This is a genomic window from Gordonia alkaliphila (assembly GCF_023017165.1).
Lineage (GTDB): Bacteria > Actinomycetota > Actinomycetes > Mycobacteriales > Mycobacteriaceae > Gordonia > Gordonia alkaliphila.
On sequence record NZ_JALKBW010000001.1, the window covers coordinates 2,920,124 to 2,937,108 of the forward strand.

A 16,985-nucleotide genomic window follows, 5' to 3' on the forward strand; every position below is an offset into this window, starting at 1 on the left:
GTGTCGACCGGCTTCGCGAAGCTGGCGGGCTCGGCACTGGTGGTGCTGATTGCGCCGCCGCTCTACCTGATGCTCGACCTGGCGGTGGTCGGTCGGCTCGGCGGCGACGAGTTCGCCGCGCTCGCCGTGGGCACGCTGGTGCTCGCCATCGTCAGCACGCAGCTCACCTTCCTCGCCTACGGCACCACGGCGCGGTCGGCGCGCGAGTTCGGCGCCGGTCGTCGATCCGCCGCGGTGGCCGAGGGCGTGCAGGCGAGTTGGATCGCGCTCGTCGCGGGTGCGGCGATCATCGCCGTCGTCTATCCCACCGCACCGTGGATCATGCGGGCGCTGGTGCCCGACGATGCGGTGGCCGGTGCGGCCGCACAGTGGCTGCGGATCGCGATGTTCGGTGTACCGCTGATCCTGTTGGCGATGGCGGGGAACGGCTGGCTGCGCGGGGTCCAGGAGGCGCGGCCCCCGGTGGTCTATGTGACGGTGGGGCTGGCGCTGGCCGCCGTGCTGTGCGTGGTCCTCGTTCACGGGCTGGCGGGTGCGCCGAAGCTCGGTCTGCCCGGCAGCGCCGTGGCCAACCTGATCGGACAGGGTCTCACCGGTGTGCTGTTCGTCGGGCGTCTGGTGCGCGAGTCCGATGGGCGTTGGCGGCCCGACTTGCCCGTGATGCGGGCGCAGCTGGTGATGGCGCGCGACCTCATCCTGCGCAGCGCGTCGTTCCAGATCTGCTTCGTCTCCGCGGCGGCCGTGGCCGCGCGGTTCGGCGTGGCCCAGGTCGCGGCGCACCAGTTGGTGCTGCAGCTGTGGGAGTTCATCGCGTTGCTGCTGGACTCGTTGGCGATCGCCGCGCAGCAGTTGGTCGGCGCGGCGTTGGGCGCCAAGGCATTCGGGCTCGCGAAGGCGAACGCGCGGCGTGCGGTGGTGTCGTCGTTCGCGATGGCCGTGACGCTGGCGGCGGTCTTTGCCGTCGGGGTCACGCTGATCCCGCGGATCTTCACCGACGACCCGGAGATCCTGGCGGCCGCCCGCGTGCCGTGGTGGTTCCTCGTGGTCATGGTGCCGGTGGCCGGCGTGGTCTTCGCGCTCGACGGCGTGCTGCTCGGCGCCGGGGACGTCGCGTTCCTACGTACGGCGACCCTGCTGGGCGCACTGCTCGGTTTCCTGCCGCTGATCTGGCTGGCGCTGGTCTTCGACTGGGGTCTGGCGGGCATTTGGAGCGGGCTGCTCGTGTTCATGCTCGCGCGGTTGGGCGCCGTGGTGTGGCGGGTGCGGTCCGGCTCCTGGCTGCGATGATCCCGCCGCCGATGGCGGCGGGCCCCGTGGCAGTAGTCGGTCAGCGCCAGTAGTTGTTGGCGGCCGCCACCGTCTGGAAGTTCAGTGCCACCACCTGCGAGCCGGCGATGAGCGAGTCGGCATTCTCGGCGTACTCCGGGCGCAGCCGGTGGAGCACCTCGCCGTCGGGCTGGGTGTACTTCACGCCGCGACGACTCAGGGTGATCGCCAGCTCGAAGCCCTCCTGGGGCGTGGCGGTGATGAGTGAGGTCAACCAGGCGTCGGTCATGAGAGGTCCTTAGTCTGCGAGGTATTTAGTGCATTCCCGCTACAGATTATCGGACGTTCGGGGTTATCGGACGGTTGCCTGATATTGCGGGTAGCGCTCGAGGAACTTCTGGACGTACGTGCAGACCGGGGTGATCTTGACGTCGCGGGCGGCGACGTCGTCGAGCACCTGCGACACCAGGAGGCGAGCGAACCCGGCCCGACCGAACTTCTCGGTCACCACCGTGTGCAGCAGGATCAGCCCGCCGTCGTCGGTGTGCTCGTAGCCCTCCACGCCGACGAGCTCGTCGCCGGACCAGAGTTCGTAGCGGTCGCGGTCGGGGTTGTCGCTCAGCACCGGCGTCGGGTCCAGCGTGACGGTGGGCGGCGGAACCGGAATCTCCATGTCTCCCACGGTAGTCGGCGTCAGAGGTTGCCGAGGGGAACCGACGGATCGGCGAGTGCGGCCGGGTCGACGGGCCGGTCCGCGGCGACGAGAGCGGCGATGTCGGCGCCGTCGTCCCACAGGTTCACGTTCATGCCCGCGAGGACGCGGTCGGTGTCGTCGAGCCAGAAGGCGAGGAACTCGAGCTTGTCGGTGTCACCGCGGAGGACCACCCGATGCTCGCCGGAGGCGTGGCCGCGATACTCCATCCCGAAGTCGTACTGGTCGGTGTAGAAGTACGGCACGCGCGTGTACTCCTCCCGGTGGCCCAGCATGTTGGCCGCGGCCGTCGCCGGTTGGTGCAGCGCCGTGTCCCAGTGCTCCACGCGCAGGCGGCCGAGGAGCGGGTGGTCCTGATGGGCGATGTCGCCGACGGCGAAGATGTTCGGGTCGCTGGTGGTCAGGCCCGCGTCGACGTCGACGCCGTTGCTGACCGCGAGGCCGGCCGCTTCCGCCAGGTCGGTCTCCGGGATCGCGCCGATGCCGACCAGGATGGTGTCGGCTTGGTAGACGGTGCCGTCGTCGGCGGTGACGCGGCCGCCGGGGGCGGCGTCCACCTCGATCGAGGCGACGCCGGTGCCCAGGTGCAGGTCCACGCCGTGGCGGCGGTGCAGGTCGGCGATCAGGGTGGCGACCTGGGGGCCCAGGATCGTCGCCAGCGGCAGTTCCTGCGGTTCGAGCACGGTCACCGCGGTGCCTGCGCTGCGCGCAGTGGCGGCCACTTCGAGGCCGATCCAGCCGGCGCCGACGATCACCAGCGACTTGCCTTCGCCGAGTCGCGCGCGCAGCGCCGTGGAGTCGTCGAGGGTGCGCAGGTAGGGCACGTCCGGCGACCCCGGGAACGGGCGCGGGCGCGAGCCGGTGGCAAGGACCAGCTTGTCGTAGTGGATCGCCGAGCCGTCGTCGGTGAGGACGAATCGGCCCGCGCGGTCGATCTTGGTGGCCCGCACTCCGGTGTGCATCGTGACGTGATGGCGGGCGTACCAGTCGGAGTCGAACGGGTAGACCGAGGCGGCGTCGGACTTGCCGGCGAGCAGGTCTTTCGACAGGGGCGGTCGTTCGTAGGGGAGATGGTGCTCGGCGGCGAGCACCGTGATGGCGCCGTCGAATCCCTTGTCGCGGAGTGCTTCGGCGGTCTTCGCTGCGGCCAGACCGCCACCGATGATCACAAATGAGCCGTCCATGACCTCACGCTACGCCCGCGCCGCGGGTTGTCCAGCCCGCCGGCAAAACAACGGCGTTATAGCGGTCGCCGATGGATATATGCCATCGGTGGCGGTCAGGACGCCGTTGTTTTACCCGCGCTGTGTCGGCCTGAGCCCGTGGTGGGGTGGGGTGAGGCCCTGTCGGGTCGGCGAGTTTCGAGGTCGAGGTGGTGGTCGCCGAGCCTTCGTGATCAGTGGTGGGGCGGGTAGTGGGAGCGGAGTTTGATGGTCACGCTCGCGTTGATCGTGGCCGTAATCTTGAGACTGCGCGTTCGGGCAGTGGTGCCGATGAAGCCTGTTCGCAGATCGTGGAACGTCGCGGCGGCCCCGTCTCCGGTGATCTCTGCGCCGAGGCCGTCTCGCAGCCACCGGCACCGCACTGGTCTCTGCCAAGACGCTCTCCGACGCGGCCAAGTCCGCTGGCGCGGACCATGCCGGCTCGCTGCCTCCACGTGGCGCTGCGGCCGTTCGGCCCGTCAGCCGGATGGCGCTCAGCCCTCGTGGGTCGAGGGAGAACTCAGATGGGAGAGTCCCGCGGGCTGTCCGGCGGTGGAGTCGCGAGCAATCGGCAGGGGAGTGCGGTCCGTCGGTAAAACAACGGCGTTATAGCGGTCGCCGATGGATATATGCCATCGGTGGCGGTCAGGACGCCGTGGTTTTACCGGCGCGGTGTTTGCCTGTGGGAGTGCTGGGTGAGGTGAGGGCCATGCGGGGGCGGCGTTTTCGCGTTCGAGGTGATCGTTGCCTGGCCCTCGTGATTGGCGGTGGGGGGGTAGCGGGAGTGGAGGTTGATGGTCATGCCCGTGCTGGTCGGAGCTGTAGGCACAGGCAGGCGGGGAGTGGTGCCGGTGCGGCCTGTGGCCGTGGACGGGCAGGACGTGCCTGCGACTTCCTCGCAGCGACGTTGTGGCTCTCTTCGGCCGGTCAGGCGTATCGCGATGAACCCTCGCGGGTCGAGAGAAAACTCTGCGGTCCCTCCCCGACGGGGTCAGCTGGCTGAGGGGATAGGTCCCGAGGGATGTCTGGCGGTGGGTCGCGAGCAATCAGCAGGGGCAGCGGTCCGTCGGTAAAACGACGGCGTTCTAGCGGTCGACGATGGATATATGCCATCGGTGGCGGTCAGGACGCCGTTGTTTTACCGGCGCGGTGTCTACCCGCGCGGGTGATGGCGCGGATGTCCTCGATCACCTCGTCCCAGCCGTAGAGGATGTCGTCCCAGGTGAGGCGGAAGGTCAGCCAGCCGCCCACGGTGGACTTCCGGTCGCGGGTCCGGTCGGTCTGGTAGGCCTCCGCGTCGGAGTGGTACTGGCGGCTGTCGCATTCGATGATCAACTGTCCGATCCGCAGGTCGGCGCGTGCGAGCTCGGTGATCTGCGGTTGCACCACCACGTGAAAGCCCAACGCGCGCAACCGCACCCGCGCGATCGACTCGGTGCCCGACTGCGAGCGACCGTCCGTCTTGTCGAACAGCGACTGCACGTACTTCGGCAGCGGGCCCATCTCGCCGCGCAACGCCTGGGCCGACAGGCCGAGCTGCTGTTGCACCGAGTCGCACACGGCGATCCAATCCTCGGCAGGCATACAGTGCGCGGCGCATTCGAGGGCCACCGCGATCGAGTCCACCGCGGTGGTGGCCGCGGGGATCGCCGAGAAGCCGCGACACGAGGTCGTGGCGTGCGCGCTCCACCGGCCGCTGCGGACATGTTGCTCCGGGTACCCCGGCGGCACCCAGAATCCGTAGCGCTTCAGCGCCGACACGCACGACAGCACGCCGCCCTCGGCCACCGCTGCCGCGACGGTGGGCGCGTGTCCGCGGACGGCGAACCAGTCCTTGCGCGGCGACGTCAGCTCGCCGGTGCGCAGCAGGCGACGGCGCTCGCGCGCGTCGATGTCGAGCGTGGCGAACTCGCCACGGTGGTACACCCCGTGGCCGACACCGGACTCGCCGACGGTCAGGAACTGCGCCGCACGGTGCTCGTCTCCCATGAGTTTTGGACGCACGTCGGCGCGGTCCGGTTCCCTCCGGCGTCACCCGGGCGTGGCACACTGGCCGTCATGGCGAAGCTCTGGGCAGTCAGCGATCTGCACGTCGCGCATCGGGGCAATCAGAACATCATCGACCAGGTCCGGCCGAGCGAGCCGGGGGACTGGTTGATCGTCGCCGGCGACGTCGCCGAACGCACCGACGACATCATCGACACCCTGCGCCGCCTCAAAGCCCGCTTCGACACGGTGATCTGGGTGCCCGGCAACCACGAGCTGTACACCACGGCCAAGGACCCGCTGCAGATCTTCGGTGTCGCGCGCTACGACTATCTGGTGCAGGCCTGCCGGGACATCGGTGTGGTGACCCCGGAAGACCGCTACCCGCTGTTCGATCCCGGCGACGGCAGCGAGTCGGTCCGAGTGGTTCCCATGTTCCTGCTGTACGACTACACCTTCCGTCCGGAGGGCACCACCACGGCACTGCAGGCGCTGGCCGTGGCGCGCGAGGCGAACGTGGTCGCCACCGACGAGTTCCTGCTGTCGCCGGAGCCGTTCGGCACGCGGGATGCGTGGAGTCGGGCGCGGATCGAAGCGACGCGGGAGCGCCTGGAGGCGATCGACCCGGCCGAACGCACGATCCTCATCAACCACTGGCCGCTGCGCCGGGAACCGTGCGACGCCCTGATGTACCCGGAGTTCGCGCTGTGGTGCGGCAGCGAACTGACCGACGACTGGCACACCCGCTTCAACGCCGCCGCCTGCGTCTACGGACACCTGCACATTCCGCGCACCACCTGGTACGACGGCGTGCGGTTCGAAGAGGTGTCGGTCGGCTACCCGCAGGAATGGAACCGTCGCGGCCTCCCGTCGCCGCTGCTGCGGCAGATCACCCCGGACGACGGCACCGTCGCCGAGGACCTCAACGAAATGGGCGTCCGATTCGAACTGCCGCCGGACTACGAGGAGAAGGCGGAGGAGTTCCGCGAGCGCGTGCAGCGGATGCGCGACCGGCGCGCCCGACGTCGGGCGGAGGCGGCCGAGTGATCGAGCTGCTGCTGCCCCGCGGGGTGGGCTCCGCGGAGGTTTTCGACGATCCGGCCGACGCGCAACTGCTGCCCGCCGAAGAGGTCCTGGTGGTCCAGGCGGTGGCGAAACGACGACGCGAATTCACCACTGCCCGGCACTGCGGTAGGCAGGCGCTCGGGCAGCTCGGCATCGACCCGGTGCCCATCCTGCGCGGCGAACGCGGTATGCCGCTGTGGCCGCCGAACGTGGTCGGCAGCCTCACCCACTGCGACGGCTACCGGGCCGCCGTCGCCGCCTACTCCATGCAGGTGCGCTCGCTCGGGATCGACGCCGAGCCGCATCTCGCGCTGCCCGACGGCGTGCTGAGCCACACCAGCGTGGCCGCCGAGCGCGAGGTGCTGGCCGAGCGCAGTGACGATCTGCATTGGGATCGGCTGCTGTTCTGCGCCAAGGAGGCCACCTACAAGGCGTGGTTCCCGGTGACCGGGCGGTGGCTGGGCTTCGAAGACGCTCACATCACCTTCACCCGCGACGAGCGGGTCGTCGCCGACCCGAACGCGGGTCCCGACGAGATCGTGGCGGCAGGCGCCTTCACCTCGACCATCCTGATCGACGGCACCGCGACCGACGGCGGCCCGCCGCTGCTGACGCTGCCCGGGCGCTGGTTGATCTCCGGCGGGCTGATCCTCACCTCCGTCGCTCTGGTCTGAGCACGGCTGGCATCATTGGGGGCATGGCCGACCTCTCCATTGAAAACGCCGGGCTGCTGGTGATCGACAAAGCGCCCGACATGACCAGTCACGACGTGGTCGCCCAGTGCCGCAAGGCATTCGACACTCGCCGGGTGGGGCACGCGGGCACGCTGGATCCGATGGCGACCGGCGTCCTGGTGATCGGTATCGAACGGGCCACCAAGCTCCTCGGCCTGCTGTCGCTGACCACCAAGAGCTATGCCGCCACCATCCGCCTGGGCGCATCCACCACCACCGACGACGCCGAGGGCGAGACGGTGGAGTCCGCCGACGCATCGGCCGTCACCGACGAGCAGATCGCGGTCGGCGTGGCGGCGCTGACCGGCGACCTGCAGCAGGTACCCGCCAAGGTGAGCGCGATCAAGGTGGACGGGCGACGGGCCCACGCACTGGTGCGCACCGGCGAAGAGTTCGATCTGCCTCCGCGGCCGGTGACCGTCGCGAAGTTCGACGTGCTCGCGATTCGGCGCGACGGTGAGTTCGTCGACCTCGACGTGGAGGTGGACTGTTCGGCGGGCACCTACATCCGTTCTCTCGCACGGGATCTCGGCGCCGACCTCGGAGTGGGCGGACACCTGACGGCGCTGCGCCGCACCGCGGTGGGACCGTTCACGCTGGCGCACGCACGCACCCTGGACGAGGTGATCGCCGAACCCGGCGTGAGCCTGGGGATCGACGCCGCGGCCAAACTCTGCTTCCCGCACCGCGACATCTCCGACGACGAGGCCGAATCGATCAGCCAGGGCCGATGGCTGGAGCCGATCGGCCGCAAGGAGATCTACACGGTGGTCGACCCGGCTGGTCAAGCCATCGCGCTGGTGCAGGAGAAGGGTCGTCGCGCGGCCTCGGTGATGGTGGTGCGTCCGGCCACGCTCCGCTGACCCTCCCTCTCGAATGTAGAGACAGATCTATCCATCTGTCTCTAACTGTGCGAAGCTGACTCATGGTGGCTTCAGCAGCAGAGGTCGGAAGCGGTCCGTGGGACGCGCTCACCTCCGAGCACGACTACCGCGTCGACGACCTCACCGGTGCCGTTCCCGACGGTCTGCGCGGGGTGCTGTACCGGATCGGGCCGGGCCGACTGGAGATCGGCGGCCATCGCCTCGGGCACATCTTCGACGGCGACGGCATGGTGTCCCGGTTCGCGATCGACGACGACGGCATCGGCTTCCGCAATCGCTATGTCCGCACCCGCCACTTCAACAAGGCGTCCCAGGACTGGATCGGTCGCGGCATCGGCACCCTGCGCCCAGGTGGCTTGGCGGCCAACATCTTTCGCATGCCGGCCAACGTCTCCAACACCAATGTGGTGGCGCACGCCGGCGGCCTGTTCTCGCTGTGGGAGGGCGGGCGACCCTACCGGCTGGATCCGGAGACGCTCGCCACCCTCGGTCGCGAGGACTTCGACGGCGCGCTGAAGCTCCTCGGCGCGTTCTCCGCGCACCCGAAGATCGACGCGCGCACCGGCGAGATGTTCAATTTCGGCATCGAGGTGTTCCCGCGTCCGATGATCCGCTGCTATCGCCGCGATCGGTCGGGCACCCTGACGCAATTGGCGACCTTCCCGGTGAGTCGACCGTCGTTCTGTCACGATTTCGCCATCACCGAGCGCTACCTGGTCTTCCTCGTCGACCCCATCGTGGTGGGGCGGCCGATCAGTGCTCTCCTCGGTCTGGACTCGATCGACAACTGTCTGACGTTCAACGCGGACTTGGGCACGCGCGTGGCGTTGATCCCGCGCGACGGGGGCAAGGCGCGCATCCTCGAGACCGACGCGCTCTTCCACTTCCACGCCAACAACGCCTACGAGGAACCGGGCGGCGACGTGGTGGTGGAGATCGTCAGCCACGACCCCGGCGAAGGCTGGCTCGGCTGGAATCAGCATGTGCGCGACTACGAGACCGAGGACGGCACGGCGTTCGGCGGGCGGCTGGAGCGCATTCGCATCACCGCGAGCGGACGCGTGCACCGGGAGCCGCTGCTGGAGGGTCTGGGGTGCGAGTTCCCGCAGATCGATCACCGCTTCGAGACCGCCGAACACCCGGCCACGTACGTGGCGGCGGCTTCGGTGCCGGCGGGAGCGCCGGACTCGATCGTCGCGGTGGACCACGCCGCCGGCGGCGTGGGGACGTACACGGTGGCCGCCGGGCACCGGGCACAGCGTCTGCGAGCCGCTGTTCGCCGCCGACCCGGCCCGGTCCGATCGCGGTGCCGGGTGGCTGCTGTCGGTGGAACACGTTGCGTCGCAAGCACGTTCGCGCCTGCTGGTGCTCGACACCGAGCGTCTGGGCGACGGTCCGGTGGCGACCGCGGAACTGCCGCACCACCTGCCGATGGGCTTTCACGGCACCTATGTCCCGGCGTGAGCCAGGCGATGGCAGGTTGAACTGCGGTGCCGCGCGGCGCGTCAGACGTTGAGGAAGATGTTGCGGGCGGCGATGTCGCCGAGGTGGATCAGTTCGCCGCCGTCCACCGAGATGGAGATGGTGCCGGCGAACGGTCGCTTCTCCACCACCTCGACGGCGCAGTCCAGGTCGATGCCGATCTCCTGGAAGTAGCGCAGCATCTCCGGATCGTCCTCGCCGATCCGTGCGATGGTGGCGCGCGCGCCCACCTCCAGGTCCACGAGGCGCTGGGACTCGGCGCGCGGGACCTGACCGTCGGCCGCCGGAATCGGGTCGCCGTGCGGATCCCGTTGCGGGTGACCGAGTTTCGCGTCGATCCGCGCCATCAGTACGTCGGACACGGCGTGTTCGAGCACCTCGGCGTCGCCGTGCACCTCGTCCCAGCCGTAGCCGAGTTCGCGGACCAGGTAGGTCTCCAGCAGACGGTGACGGCGCACCATGGCGACCGCGGCGAGCCGGCCGTCGTCGGTCAGCGAGACGCCACCGTACGGCTCGTGCTCCACGAGGCCCTGATCGGCGAGTTTGCGGATGCCTTCGGACGCGGTCGACGGTGAGATGCTCAACTTCTCGGCCAGCAGCTTGGTGGTGACCTTGACCTCGCTCCACTCCTGGGACATCCAGATGGCCTTCAGATAATCCTGGGTCACCGCAGTGAGGTCACCGACCGGACGTGTGTGGGGCATGGTGGTGAGCTTACTCAACTGCGGGGCCGTACCCTGGATGCGTGTTGCGATGGCGAGGGTTGGAGAACGTGCCTCCGGGCTGGGGTCGATGCGTGGTCACCATCGGTGTGTTCGATGGGGTGCACCGCGGACATGCGCAGCTGATCGCGGCGGCCACGCGGGCCGCCGCCGAGCGCGGCATTCCGTCGGTACTGATGACATTCGATCCGCACCCGTCCGAAGTGGTGCGGCCGGGAACGCACCCGCCGCAGCTGTCGACGCTGCACCGGCGTGCCGACTTGGCGCAGGAGATGGGGATCGACGTGTTCTGCGTCATCCCGTTCACGCCGACGCTCGCCGCGCAGTCGCCGGAGGAGTTCGCCCACGAGGTCCTCGTCGAGCAGCTGCACGCCGCGGCGGTGGTGGTCGGTGACAACTTCACCTTCGGGCACAAGGCGCTCGGCGACGTCGCCAAGCTCACCGAGTTGGGGGAGCGGTTCGGCTTCGAGGTGACCGGTGTGTCCCTCTTCGGCGAGCACGCGGTGACCTACTCGTCCACCTACATCCGCTCGTGCGTGTCCTCCGGCGACGTCGAACTCGCCGCCGAAGCGCTCGGCCGCCCGCACCGCGTCGAGGGCGTCGTGGTGCACGGCGCCAAGCGCGGCCGCGACCTCGGCTACCCGACCGCGAACGTGGCCGCGACCGTGCACGCCGCGATCCCCGGCGACGGGGTGTACGCGGCCTGGTTCACCGTGCTGCCCAGCGCCAACGAGCCCCAGGGCATGGTGATCGGGCGGCGGTACCCGGCGGCGGTGTCGGTCGGCACCAATCCGACGTTCTCCGGCCGCAATCGCACCGTGGAGGCCTACATCCTCGATGTGGACGTCGACGTCTACGGCCAGCACGTCGCCGTCGACTTCGTGAGCCGCATCCGCGGCATGGACGCCTACGACAGCCTCGACGCGCTCATCGCGGCGATCCGCGACGACGTGGACCGCACCCGTGTGATCCTCGGCGTCGACGATTAGCGACCCGGTGACGTCCGTCCCGGTGGCGCCCGCCTCGGGGTGCTCGCCCTGGCGATCGGCGTGTGGTCGCTGGAGGATGCGGTGCCCGTGAACGTGATCGGCCTGTCGGTGTCGGACGAGACGAGCCGGGTGCTCACCGGCGATGCGGGTTCGGGTCGCCCCGGCTGGTAGAGTCCCACGAGGCGTTGCTGCAGTCCGTGGTGGCACGCCCTCCGCCTGTGCGGAGATCCATGGGCACGGGACTGAAAGAGGAGATCAACCATGTCGTTGACTGCTGAGCAGAAGAAGGCCGTACTCGCTGAGTACGGCGTCCACGAGACCGACACCGGGTCGCCCGAGGCACAGATCGCGCTGCTGACCAAGCGCATCACCGACCTCACCGAGCACCTGCGCTTCCACAAGCACGATCACCACAGCCGTCGCGGACTGCTGCTGATGGTCGGCCGTCGTCGTCGTCTCCTCAAGTACTTGCAGAGCGTCGATGTCAACCGCTACCGTGCGCTCATCGAGCGCCTGGGCCTGCGTCGCTGACCGACCTCGCGAAGTTCTCTTCGACGGCCGCTGCACCATTCCGGTGCGGCGGCCGTCGTCGTTGCAGTAGGCAGGAGGGATGGCCGCCGCGGGCCGATCGGAGGCCGCGCTGGGGATCCCGATCGCGCAGTGGGCCTGATCACGCCTGCGGTGTCGGCGTCGTCTGAAGGGTGTTTGTGGTCGTCAAGTGCTAGAATTGCCGGGAACGACGCACTGGTGACGGTGTTTCGGACGTGTAGGCAGACCGGTTTTCGGTAGTGGCTGCCGGACTGTTCATGGATTCCCGTGTCAGGGAATCGTCGACGGTCCGGCTGCTTCGATCGAAGGCCGTCGCATGCCGCAGGCTCGCACACGGCGAGCCGCAGAAGTCGCGGCACACATTCCGGCCACTCTCTAGCAGTTCTCGTTTCGGCGCTGCGCATCCGCGCAGGGCCGCTGCTGCATATCTCGCGGTACGCACAGTTCGTTCCGCGCAACGAAAGGTTTTACCCACTCCATGACTGATGTCATCGAAGAATTCGACGAGACCATCACCGAGGTCTCCTGTGTGATCGACAACGGCTCGTTCGGCACGCGGACCATCCGTTTCGAGACGGGCCGTCTGGCCCTGCAGGCCGCCGGCTCGGTCGTCGCCTACCTGGACGAGGGCACCATGATCCTCTCCACCACCACCGCGTCGAAGAACCCGAAGGATCACTTCGACTTCTTCCCGCTGACCGTCGACGTCGAAGAGCGGATGTACGCCGCCGGACGTATCCCGGGCTCGTTCTTCCGTCGTGAAGGCCGCCCGTCGACCGACGCGATCCTGACCTGCCGTCTGATCGACCGTCCGCTGCGCCCGTCCTTCGTCGACGGCCTGCGCAACGAGATTCAGGTCGTCGAGACCATCATGTCGCTCGACCCGAACGACCTGTACGACGTCGTCGCGATCAACGCGGCCTCGGCGTCCACGCAGATCGCCGGTCTGCCGTTCTCCGGCCCGGTCGGCGGCGTCCGCGTCGCGCTGATCGGCACCCAGTGGGTGGCGTTCCCGACCGTCGAGCAGCTCGAAGGCGCCGTCTTCGACATGGTCGTCGCCGGTCGCGTCACCGACGCCGGTGACGTCGCCATCATGATGGTCGAGGCCGAGGCCACCGACAACGTGCTCGCGCTGATCGAGGCCGGCGGCCAGGCGCCCTCGGAGACCATCGTCGCCGAGGGTCTGGAAGCCGCGAAGCCGTTCATCGCGCAGCTGTGCGAGGCGCAGAAGCAGCTGGCTGCCGCGTCGTCGAAGGCTACCCGCGAGTTCCCGCTGTTCCTCCCGTACCAGGACGACGTCTACGCCGCCGTCGCCGAGTTCGCGACCGATCGCCTCAGCGAGGTGCTGTCCATCGCGGGCAAGCAGGAGCGCGACGACGCCACTGACGCACTCAAGGGCGATGTCCTCGAGGCGCTGGGCGGCAAGTTCGAAGGCCGCGAGAGCGAGATCGGCGGTGCGTTCCGTTCGCTGACCAAGAAGGTCGTGCGCCAGCGCATCCTCACCGATCACTTCCGTATCGACGGCCGCGGCATTACCGACATCCGCGAGCTGTCTGCGGAGCTCAGCGTCATCCCGCGCGCCCACGGCTCGGCGCTGTTCGAGCGCGGCGAGACCCAGATCCTCGGTGTGACCACCCTGGACATGGTGAAGATGGCCCAGCAGATCGACTCCCTCGGGCCGGAGACCTCCAAGCGCTACATGCACCACTACAACTTCCCGCCGTACTCGACCGGTGAGACCGGCCGCGTGGGCTCGCCCAAGCGCCGCGAGATCGGCCACGGCGCGCTCGCCGAGCGGGCTATCGTGCCCGTGCTGCCGAGCGTGGAAGAGTTCCCGTACGCGATCCGTCAGGTGTCCGAGGCACTCGGCTCCAACGGCTCCACCTCGATGGGCTCGGTCTGCGCCGCGACCCTGTCGCTGCTGAACGCCGGTGTGCCGCTGAAGGCTCCCGTCGCCGGTATCGCCATGGGCCTGGTCTCCGACGAGGTCACCATCGACGGCAAGACCGAGACGCGCTACGTCGCCCTCACCGACATCCTCGGCGCCGAAGATGCCTTCGGCGACATGGACTTCAAGGTCGCCGGCACCAAGGACTTCGTGACCGCTCTGCAGCTGGACACCAAGCTCGACGGCATCCCGTCGTCGGTCCTGGCCGGCGCGCTGAGCCAGGCCAAGCAGGCTCGCCAGACCATCCTGGACGTCATCGCCGAGGCGATCGACGAGCCGGACGAGATGAGCCCGTACGCTCCGCGGATCACCACCATCAAGATTCCGATGGACAAGATCGGCGAGCTGATCGGCCCCAAGGGCAAGACGATCAACGGTATCACCGAGGAGACCGGCGCCAACATCTCGATCGAGGACGACGGCACCGTGTTCATCGGCGCCGCCGACGGTCTCTCGGCGCAGGCTGCGATCGACAAGGTCAACGCCATCGCCAACCCTCAGCTCCCCAAGGTGGGCGAGCGCTTCCTCGGCACGGTCGTCAAGACCGCTCCGTTCGGCGCCTTCGTCTCGCTGCTGCCCGGTCGTGACGGCCTGGTGCACATCAGCAAGCTGGGCAACGGCAAGCGCATCGGCAAGGTCGAAGACGTGGTAAACGTCGGCGACAAGCTGCAGGTGGAGATCGCCGACATCGACGAGCGCGGCAAGATCAGCCTCGTTCCGGTGCAGGCCGAGGCTCCCGCCGACGCCTGATCTCGCTGATCAGCATGACCGGCTAGCCCGGTAACGCCACTCCGGCCCGCGACTCCCACTGGGAGCCGCGGGCCGGAGTCGTCTGCACCCCGCCCGATTCTGGCGTGTCGCGACCCTGCTCCCGGGTCGCCGACGGAGCCCCGCGCTCGACCCGGCAACAGAGTCGCGAAACGCGGGGAAGAATGGTCGGGGAGGGGAGTGGCGGCGCGGTGTGCGCCTGCGGTATGCGGGGAAGGTTCGGGGCGTGGACGCCAGAACTCTGAGAACTCGTACGCGGAGGAGGGATGGTGCGTGGTGGGGCGAAGGTGTGGGGGAGACTGGGGAGATGAGCGACGATCGGGAGTCCGTGAGCACGGCGCAGGCGACTGAGCGCCGCAGCGAGAGGTTCGACCGGCAGACGGGCCTCCGTTACCTGGCCGCGCTGCTGCTGTTCTTGGCTGCGCTGGTCACGCTGCTGAGCGTCGACGCCGGCGACGACAAGACCGTTGACCGGTTCCTCGCGGTGATTCTGGTGAGCGCGCTCGTCGTCGCCATCACGTCGCTGCGGCGATGACGCCGTAGTCGACCGGTCGGGGATGCCGACCGGTCGACGAACCTACGGGGTCAGCCGACCTCGATGGGGCCGGAGTTGCCGCTGAACTCGGTGAGCTTGCCCGACGCCGCCTTGGCGTCGCCGTAGTAGCGGATTCGGTAGCGACCGGCCGCCGAGCGCGGGATGCGCCAGGTCACGGTGACCTTGGAGGCCGACGGGCTGCCGCCGGGGCGGACCCACTTGAGTTCGGTGGACTCGTGGTCGTCGTCGTAGGCCACCTGCCAGCCGGTGTCGGTGTGCTTCTCGACGGCGAAGTAGCCCTTGGTGTTGCGGCCGCGGCGGATCTTGTTGGTGGGGTAGGCGCCGCAGAAGTCGACGGCGACGGTGGCCCCGGGCTTCGCCTTGCCGGGCACCTTGGAGACCACCTGGCCGAAGCGCTTGCCCGGCATCGGGGTGTCGGCCGGCTGGGCGCCGAGCAGGTCGGGCTGCAGCCCGCTGCGGTCGCTGGGCCGGGTGCCGACGGGCACGCGACGGCCGCGAGCCATGGCGCGGGCGAGGTGGTCGAACTCCTGCATGTACGCACACAGCGTCCAGCGACCGAACAGCGTCGCGCCGCCCTCGTACTGCTGCTCGCCGTACTCCTCCGGCGTGGTGGCGTACTGGCTGTAGCCGTTCGAATAGCCTTGCAGCAGAACGTTTTCCAGCGGGACCTTCAGCGCGTCGGCGACGATACGACGGATCCGCAGACCGGCGACGATCGTCGACTCGGCGGGCATCGCGGCCAGCACCAGATCACCGATGCGGATCAGCTGGATCGGCAGATTCTGCTCCACCCACGAGCGCGGGGGCAGGATGCCGAGCGGGAACAGCTCGGCCTTGGGCGCCTGCGCGTAGACCATCCACGGATCCGGTGTCGGCACCGCGCCGGCACCGAGCGCGAGGGTCAGCTGATTGCGCATGCCCTCCTTCAGGATCGCCAGCTGGCTCCGGGTGTTGTCCTCCATGCTGGTCGCGGCGGAGGCCAGACCCATCATGGCCGGGGCGGTGCGGGCGGCCTTGCCGTTGGGCGTGTAGGCGCCGTCGATTCGGGTGTCCGCCATGTTCACGTACTTGGTGGCCGAATCGATGCCACCGCGGATCGGGCGGGCGGCGCCGAGCGCGGCCTGCCCGGCGTGATCCTGGCGCTGACCGATCATGATGTTGTTGGTGCGGTTGCTCTCGGTGGGGCCGCCGGGATTCATCTTGCGCAGCCACAGGTTGGGCGTCATGTCGCCGGCGTTGGTCTGCGCGTGCGCCACGATCGCGGTCCCGTCGCGCTGCTCGGCGAGGTACGACGCGTAGCCCTTGTTGTCCGGACCGATCTGGAAGTTGGCGTCGGTGAGCGACGTGCCGTGCGTGGCGAACCAGACGATCTCACCGATCGACGTGCCGCCCTGACGCAGCCGCAGTGCGGTGACCTGCGGGTCGATCTTCTCCGGGAAGTACTTGCGGTCGGCCGCCGGGTTCCGGTCGAACGCGGGCTGCGAACGGTTCGCGCTGGCATTGTGCAGTTCGCTGAAACCGAGCTCGACGGTGCCCGGTGCCAGCGAGTCGTGCGCCTGCGCGACGGCCTCGAGCAGACCGGCGAGCTCGGCCTCGAACGAGTTGTGCCGGTGGCCCATCGACGCCAGCGTGTACGCGTAGTCCCACGAGGTACCGCCGCACGAGTTGTGGTTGTGCGTGGCGTTAATGTTGACGTTGTGCTCGTTGTACAGGTTGCCGTAGCGACGACGCAGCTCCGCCAGCAACCGCATGTGGTGCGAGGTGAACACGCAGCCGATGTCGGCGGTGATGAACAGGACGCGGTGGCCGGTGGCGGCGTCGGCGATGACGTAGGCGCGCGCCCAGGTGCGCTGCAGGAGGCCCTCGGCCACCTGCTCGGCATCCGAGTAGCCCATCATGCCCTGGCCCGCGATCGCGCCGGTCATGTCGCCCTTGCCCGCGCCCACCAGGTAGCCGGAGCCGCCGGGTTCGGCGGCCGCCGGAGAGTCGATGCTGCCGGTCGCCGCGAGGGCTCCGACTCCGACAGCGGTGACGGCGGTGGCCTGCAGAAGACTGCGGCGCGAGAAGTCGGACAACGATGCTCCCGAGAAATAGAACCTGTTCTAACTCGCGTCAGGATAGC

The 16,985-nt window shown here is 68.8% G+C and carries 16 protein-coding genes and 1 pseudogene; 11 read left to right on the forward strand and 6 right to left on the reverse strand.

What is annotated here, in order from left to right; translation table 11 throughout:
• The gene (locus tag MUG78_RS13245; protein ID WP_308221360.1) at window positions 1-1,287 is read left to right on the forward strand and encodes an MATE family efflux transporter; all 1,287 of its coding nucleotides are present in this window, start codon (window positions 1-3) and stop codon (window positions 1,285-1,287) included.
• Window positions 1,288-1,327: 40 nt separating this feature from the next.
• Here the strand turns inward: MUG78_RS13245 and MUG78_RS13250 are convergent, their stop codons facing one another.
• The 4 genes from MUG78_RS13250 to MUG78_RS13265 form a co-directional block, all read right to left on the reverse strand.
• Entirely contained in the window at window positions 1,328-1,555 is a 228-nt protein-coding gene (locus MUG78_RS13250) for a hexameric tyrosine-coordinated heme protein (protein WP_246995507.1), read from the reverse strand.
• 63 nt (window positions 1,556-1,618) lie between these two features.
• Window positions 1,619-1,939 (reverse strand): GNAT family N-acetyltransferase, encoded by a 321-nt coding sequence (locus tag MUG78_RS13255; RefSeq protein WP_246995509.1) that lies wholly within the window; start codon window positions 1,937-1,939, stop codon window positions 1,619-1,621.
• Between the two features lie 20 nt (window positions 1,940-1,959).
• Window positions 1,960-3,162, reverse strand: coding sequence for an NAD(P)/FAD-dependent oxidoreductase (locus tag MUG78_RS13260; RefSeq protein ID WP_246995512.1), 1,203 nt, complete (start codon window positions 3,160-3,162; stop codon window positions 1,960-1,962).
• 1,140 nt (window positions 3,163-4,302) lie between these two features.
• Window positions 4,303-5,169: an endonuclease domain-containing protein gene (locus MUG78_RS13265; RefSeq protein ID WP_246995514.1), complete on the reverse strand. Its 867-nt coding sequence runs from the start codon at window positions 5,167-5,169 to the stop codon at window positions 4,303-4,305.
• A 69-nt stretch (window positions 5,170-5,238) separates the two neighbouring features.
• On the opposite strand from MUG78_RS13265, the gene MUG78_RS13270 reads away from it, so the two are divergent.
• The 5 genes and pseudogenes from MUG78_RS13270 (at window position 5,239) to MUG78_RS18450 (ending at window position 9,313) form a co-directional block, all read left to right on the forward strand.
• On the forward strand, window positions 5,239-6,213 hold the full coding sequence (locus MUG78_RS13270) for a metallophosphoesterase family protein (protein WP_246995516.1): 975 nt from the start codon (window positions 5,239-5,241) through the stop codon (window positions 6,211-6,213).
• Window positions 6,210-6,905, forward strand: coding sequence for a 4'-phosphopantetheinyl transferase family protein (locus MUG78_RS13275; RefSeq protein ID WP_246995518.1), 696 nt, complete (start codon window positions 6,210-6,212; stop codon window positions 6,903-6,905). The genes MUG78_RS13270 and MUG78_RS13275 overlap by 4 nt, the downstream gene beginning before the upstream one ends.
• Before the next feature lie 23 nt (window positions 6,906-6,928).
• Window positions 6,929-7,828, forward strand: a complete 900-nt coding sequence (gene truB / locus MUG78_RS13280) for a tRNA pseudouridine(55) synthase TruB (RefSeq protein ID WP_246995520.1) — start codon at window positions 6,929-6,931, stop codon at window positions 7,826-7,828.
• A 62-nt stretch (window positions 7,829-7,890) separates the two neighbouring features.
• Window positions 7,891-9,012, forward strand: a pseudogene (locus MUG78_RS13285) (carotenoid oxygenase family protein); the annotation flags it as partial.
• Between the two features lie 109 nt (window positions 9,013-9,121).
• Complete coding sequence (locus tag MUG78_RS18450) at window positions 9,122-9,313, forward strand: carotenoid oxygenase family protein (RefSeq protein ID WP_372493292.1); 192 nt, start codon at window positions 9,122-9,124, stop codon at window positions 9,311-9,313.
• A gap of 41 nt (window positions 9,314-9,354) precedes the next feature.
• On the opposite strand, the gene MUG78_RS13290 is transcribed toward MUG78_RS18450, so the two are convergent.
• The gene (locus tag MUG78_RS13290; RefSeq protein ID WP_246995524.1) at window positions 9,355-10,035 is read right to left on the reverse strand and encodes a metal-dependent transcriptional regulator; all 681 of its coding nucleotides are present in this window, start codon (window positions 10,033-10,035) and stop codon (window positions 9,355-9,357) included.
• A gap of 41 nt (window positions 10,036-10,076) precedes the next feature.
• Here MUG78_RS13290 and MUG78_RS13295 point away from each other — a divergent pair, with 41 nt between their 5' ends.
• The 5 genes from MUG78_RS13295 (at window position 10,077) to MUG78_RS13310 (ending at window position 14,842) form a co-directional block, all read left to right on the forward strand.
• The gene (locus tag MUG78_RS13295) at window positions 10,077-11,042 is read left to right on the forward strand and encodes a bifunctional riboflavin kinase/FAD synthetase (RefSeq protein WP_246995526.1); all 966 of its coding nucleotides are present in this window, start codon (window positions 10,077-10,079) and stop codon (window positions 11,040-11,042) included.
• Between the two features lie 39 nt (window positions 11,043-11,081).
• Entirely contained in the window at window positions 11,082-11,213 is a 132-nt protein-coding gene (locus tag MUG78_RS18150; RefSeq protein ID WP_281499841.1) for a hypothetical protein, read from the forward strand.
• A 90-nt stretch (window positions 11,214-11,303) separates the two neighbouring features.
• The gene (rpsO, locus tag MUG78_RS13300) at window positions 11,304-11,573 is read left to right on the forward strand and encodes a 30S ribosomal protein S15 (RefSeq protein ID WP_246995528.1); all 270 of its coding nucleotides are present in this window, start codon (window positions 11,304-11,306) and stop codon (window positions 11,571-11,573) included.
• Between the two features lie 496 nt (window positions 11,574-12,069).
• Entirely contained in the window at window positions 12,070-14,289 is a 2,220-nt protein-coding gene (locus tag MUG78_RS13305; RefSeq protein WP_246995530.1) for a polyribonucleotide nucleotidyltransferase, read from the forward strand.
• A 325-nt stretch (window positions 14,290-14,614) separates the two neighbouring features.
• Entirely contained in the window at window positions 14,615-14,842 is a 228-nt protein-coding gene (locus tag MUG78_RS13310; RefSeq protein WP_246995532.1) for a hypothetical protein, read from the forward strand.
• 50 nt (window positions 14,843-14,892) lie between these two features.
• On the opposite strand, the gene MUG78_RS13315 is transcribed toward MUG78_RS13310, so the two are convergent.
• A complete protein-coding gene (locus tag MUG78_RS13315) occupies window positions 14,893-16,938 on the reverse strand; it encodes a neutral/alkaline non-lysosomal ceramidase N-terminal domain-containing protein (RefSeq protein WP_246995534.1) in 2,046 nt (681 codons plus the stop codon).
• Window positions 16,939-16,985: the final 47 nt, after the last annotated feature.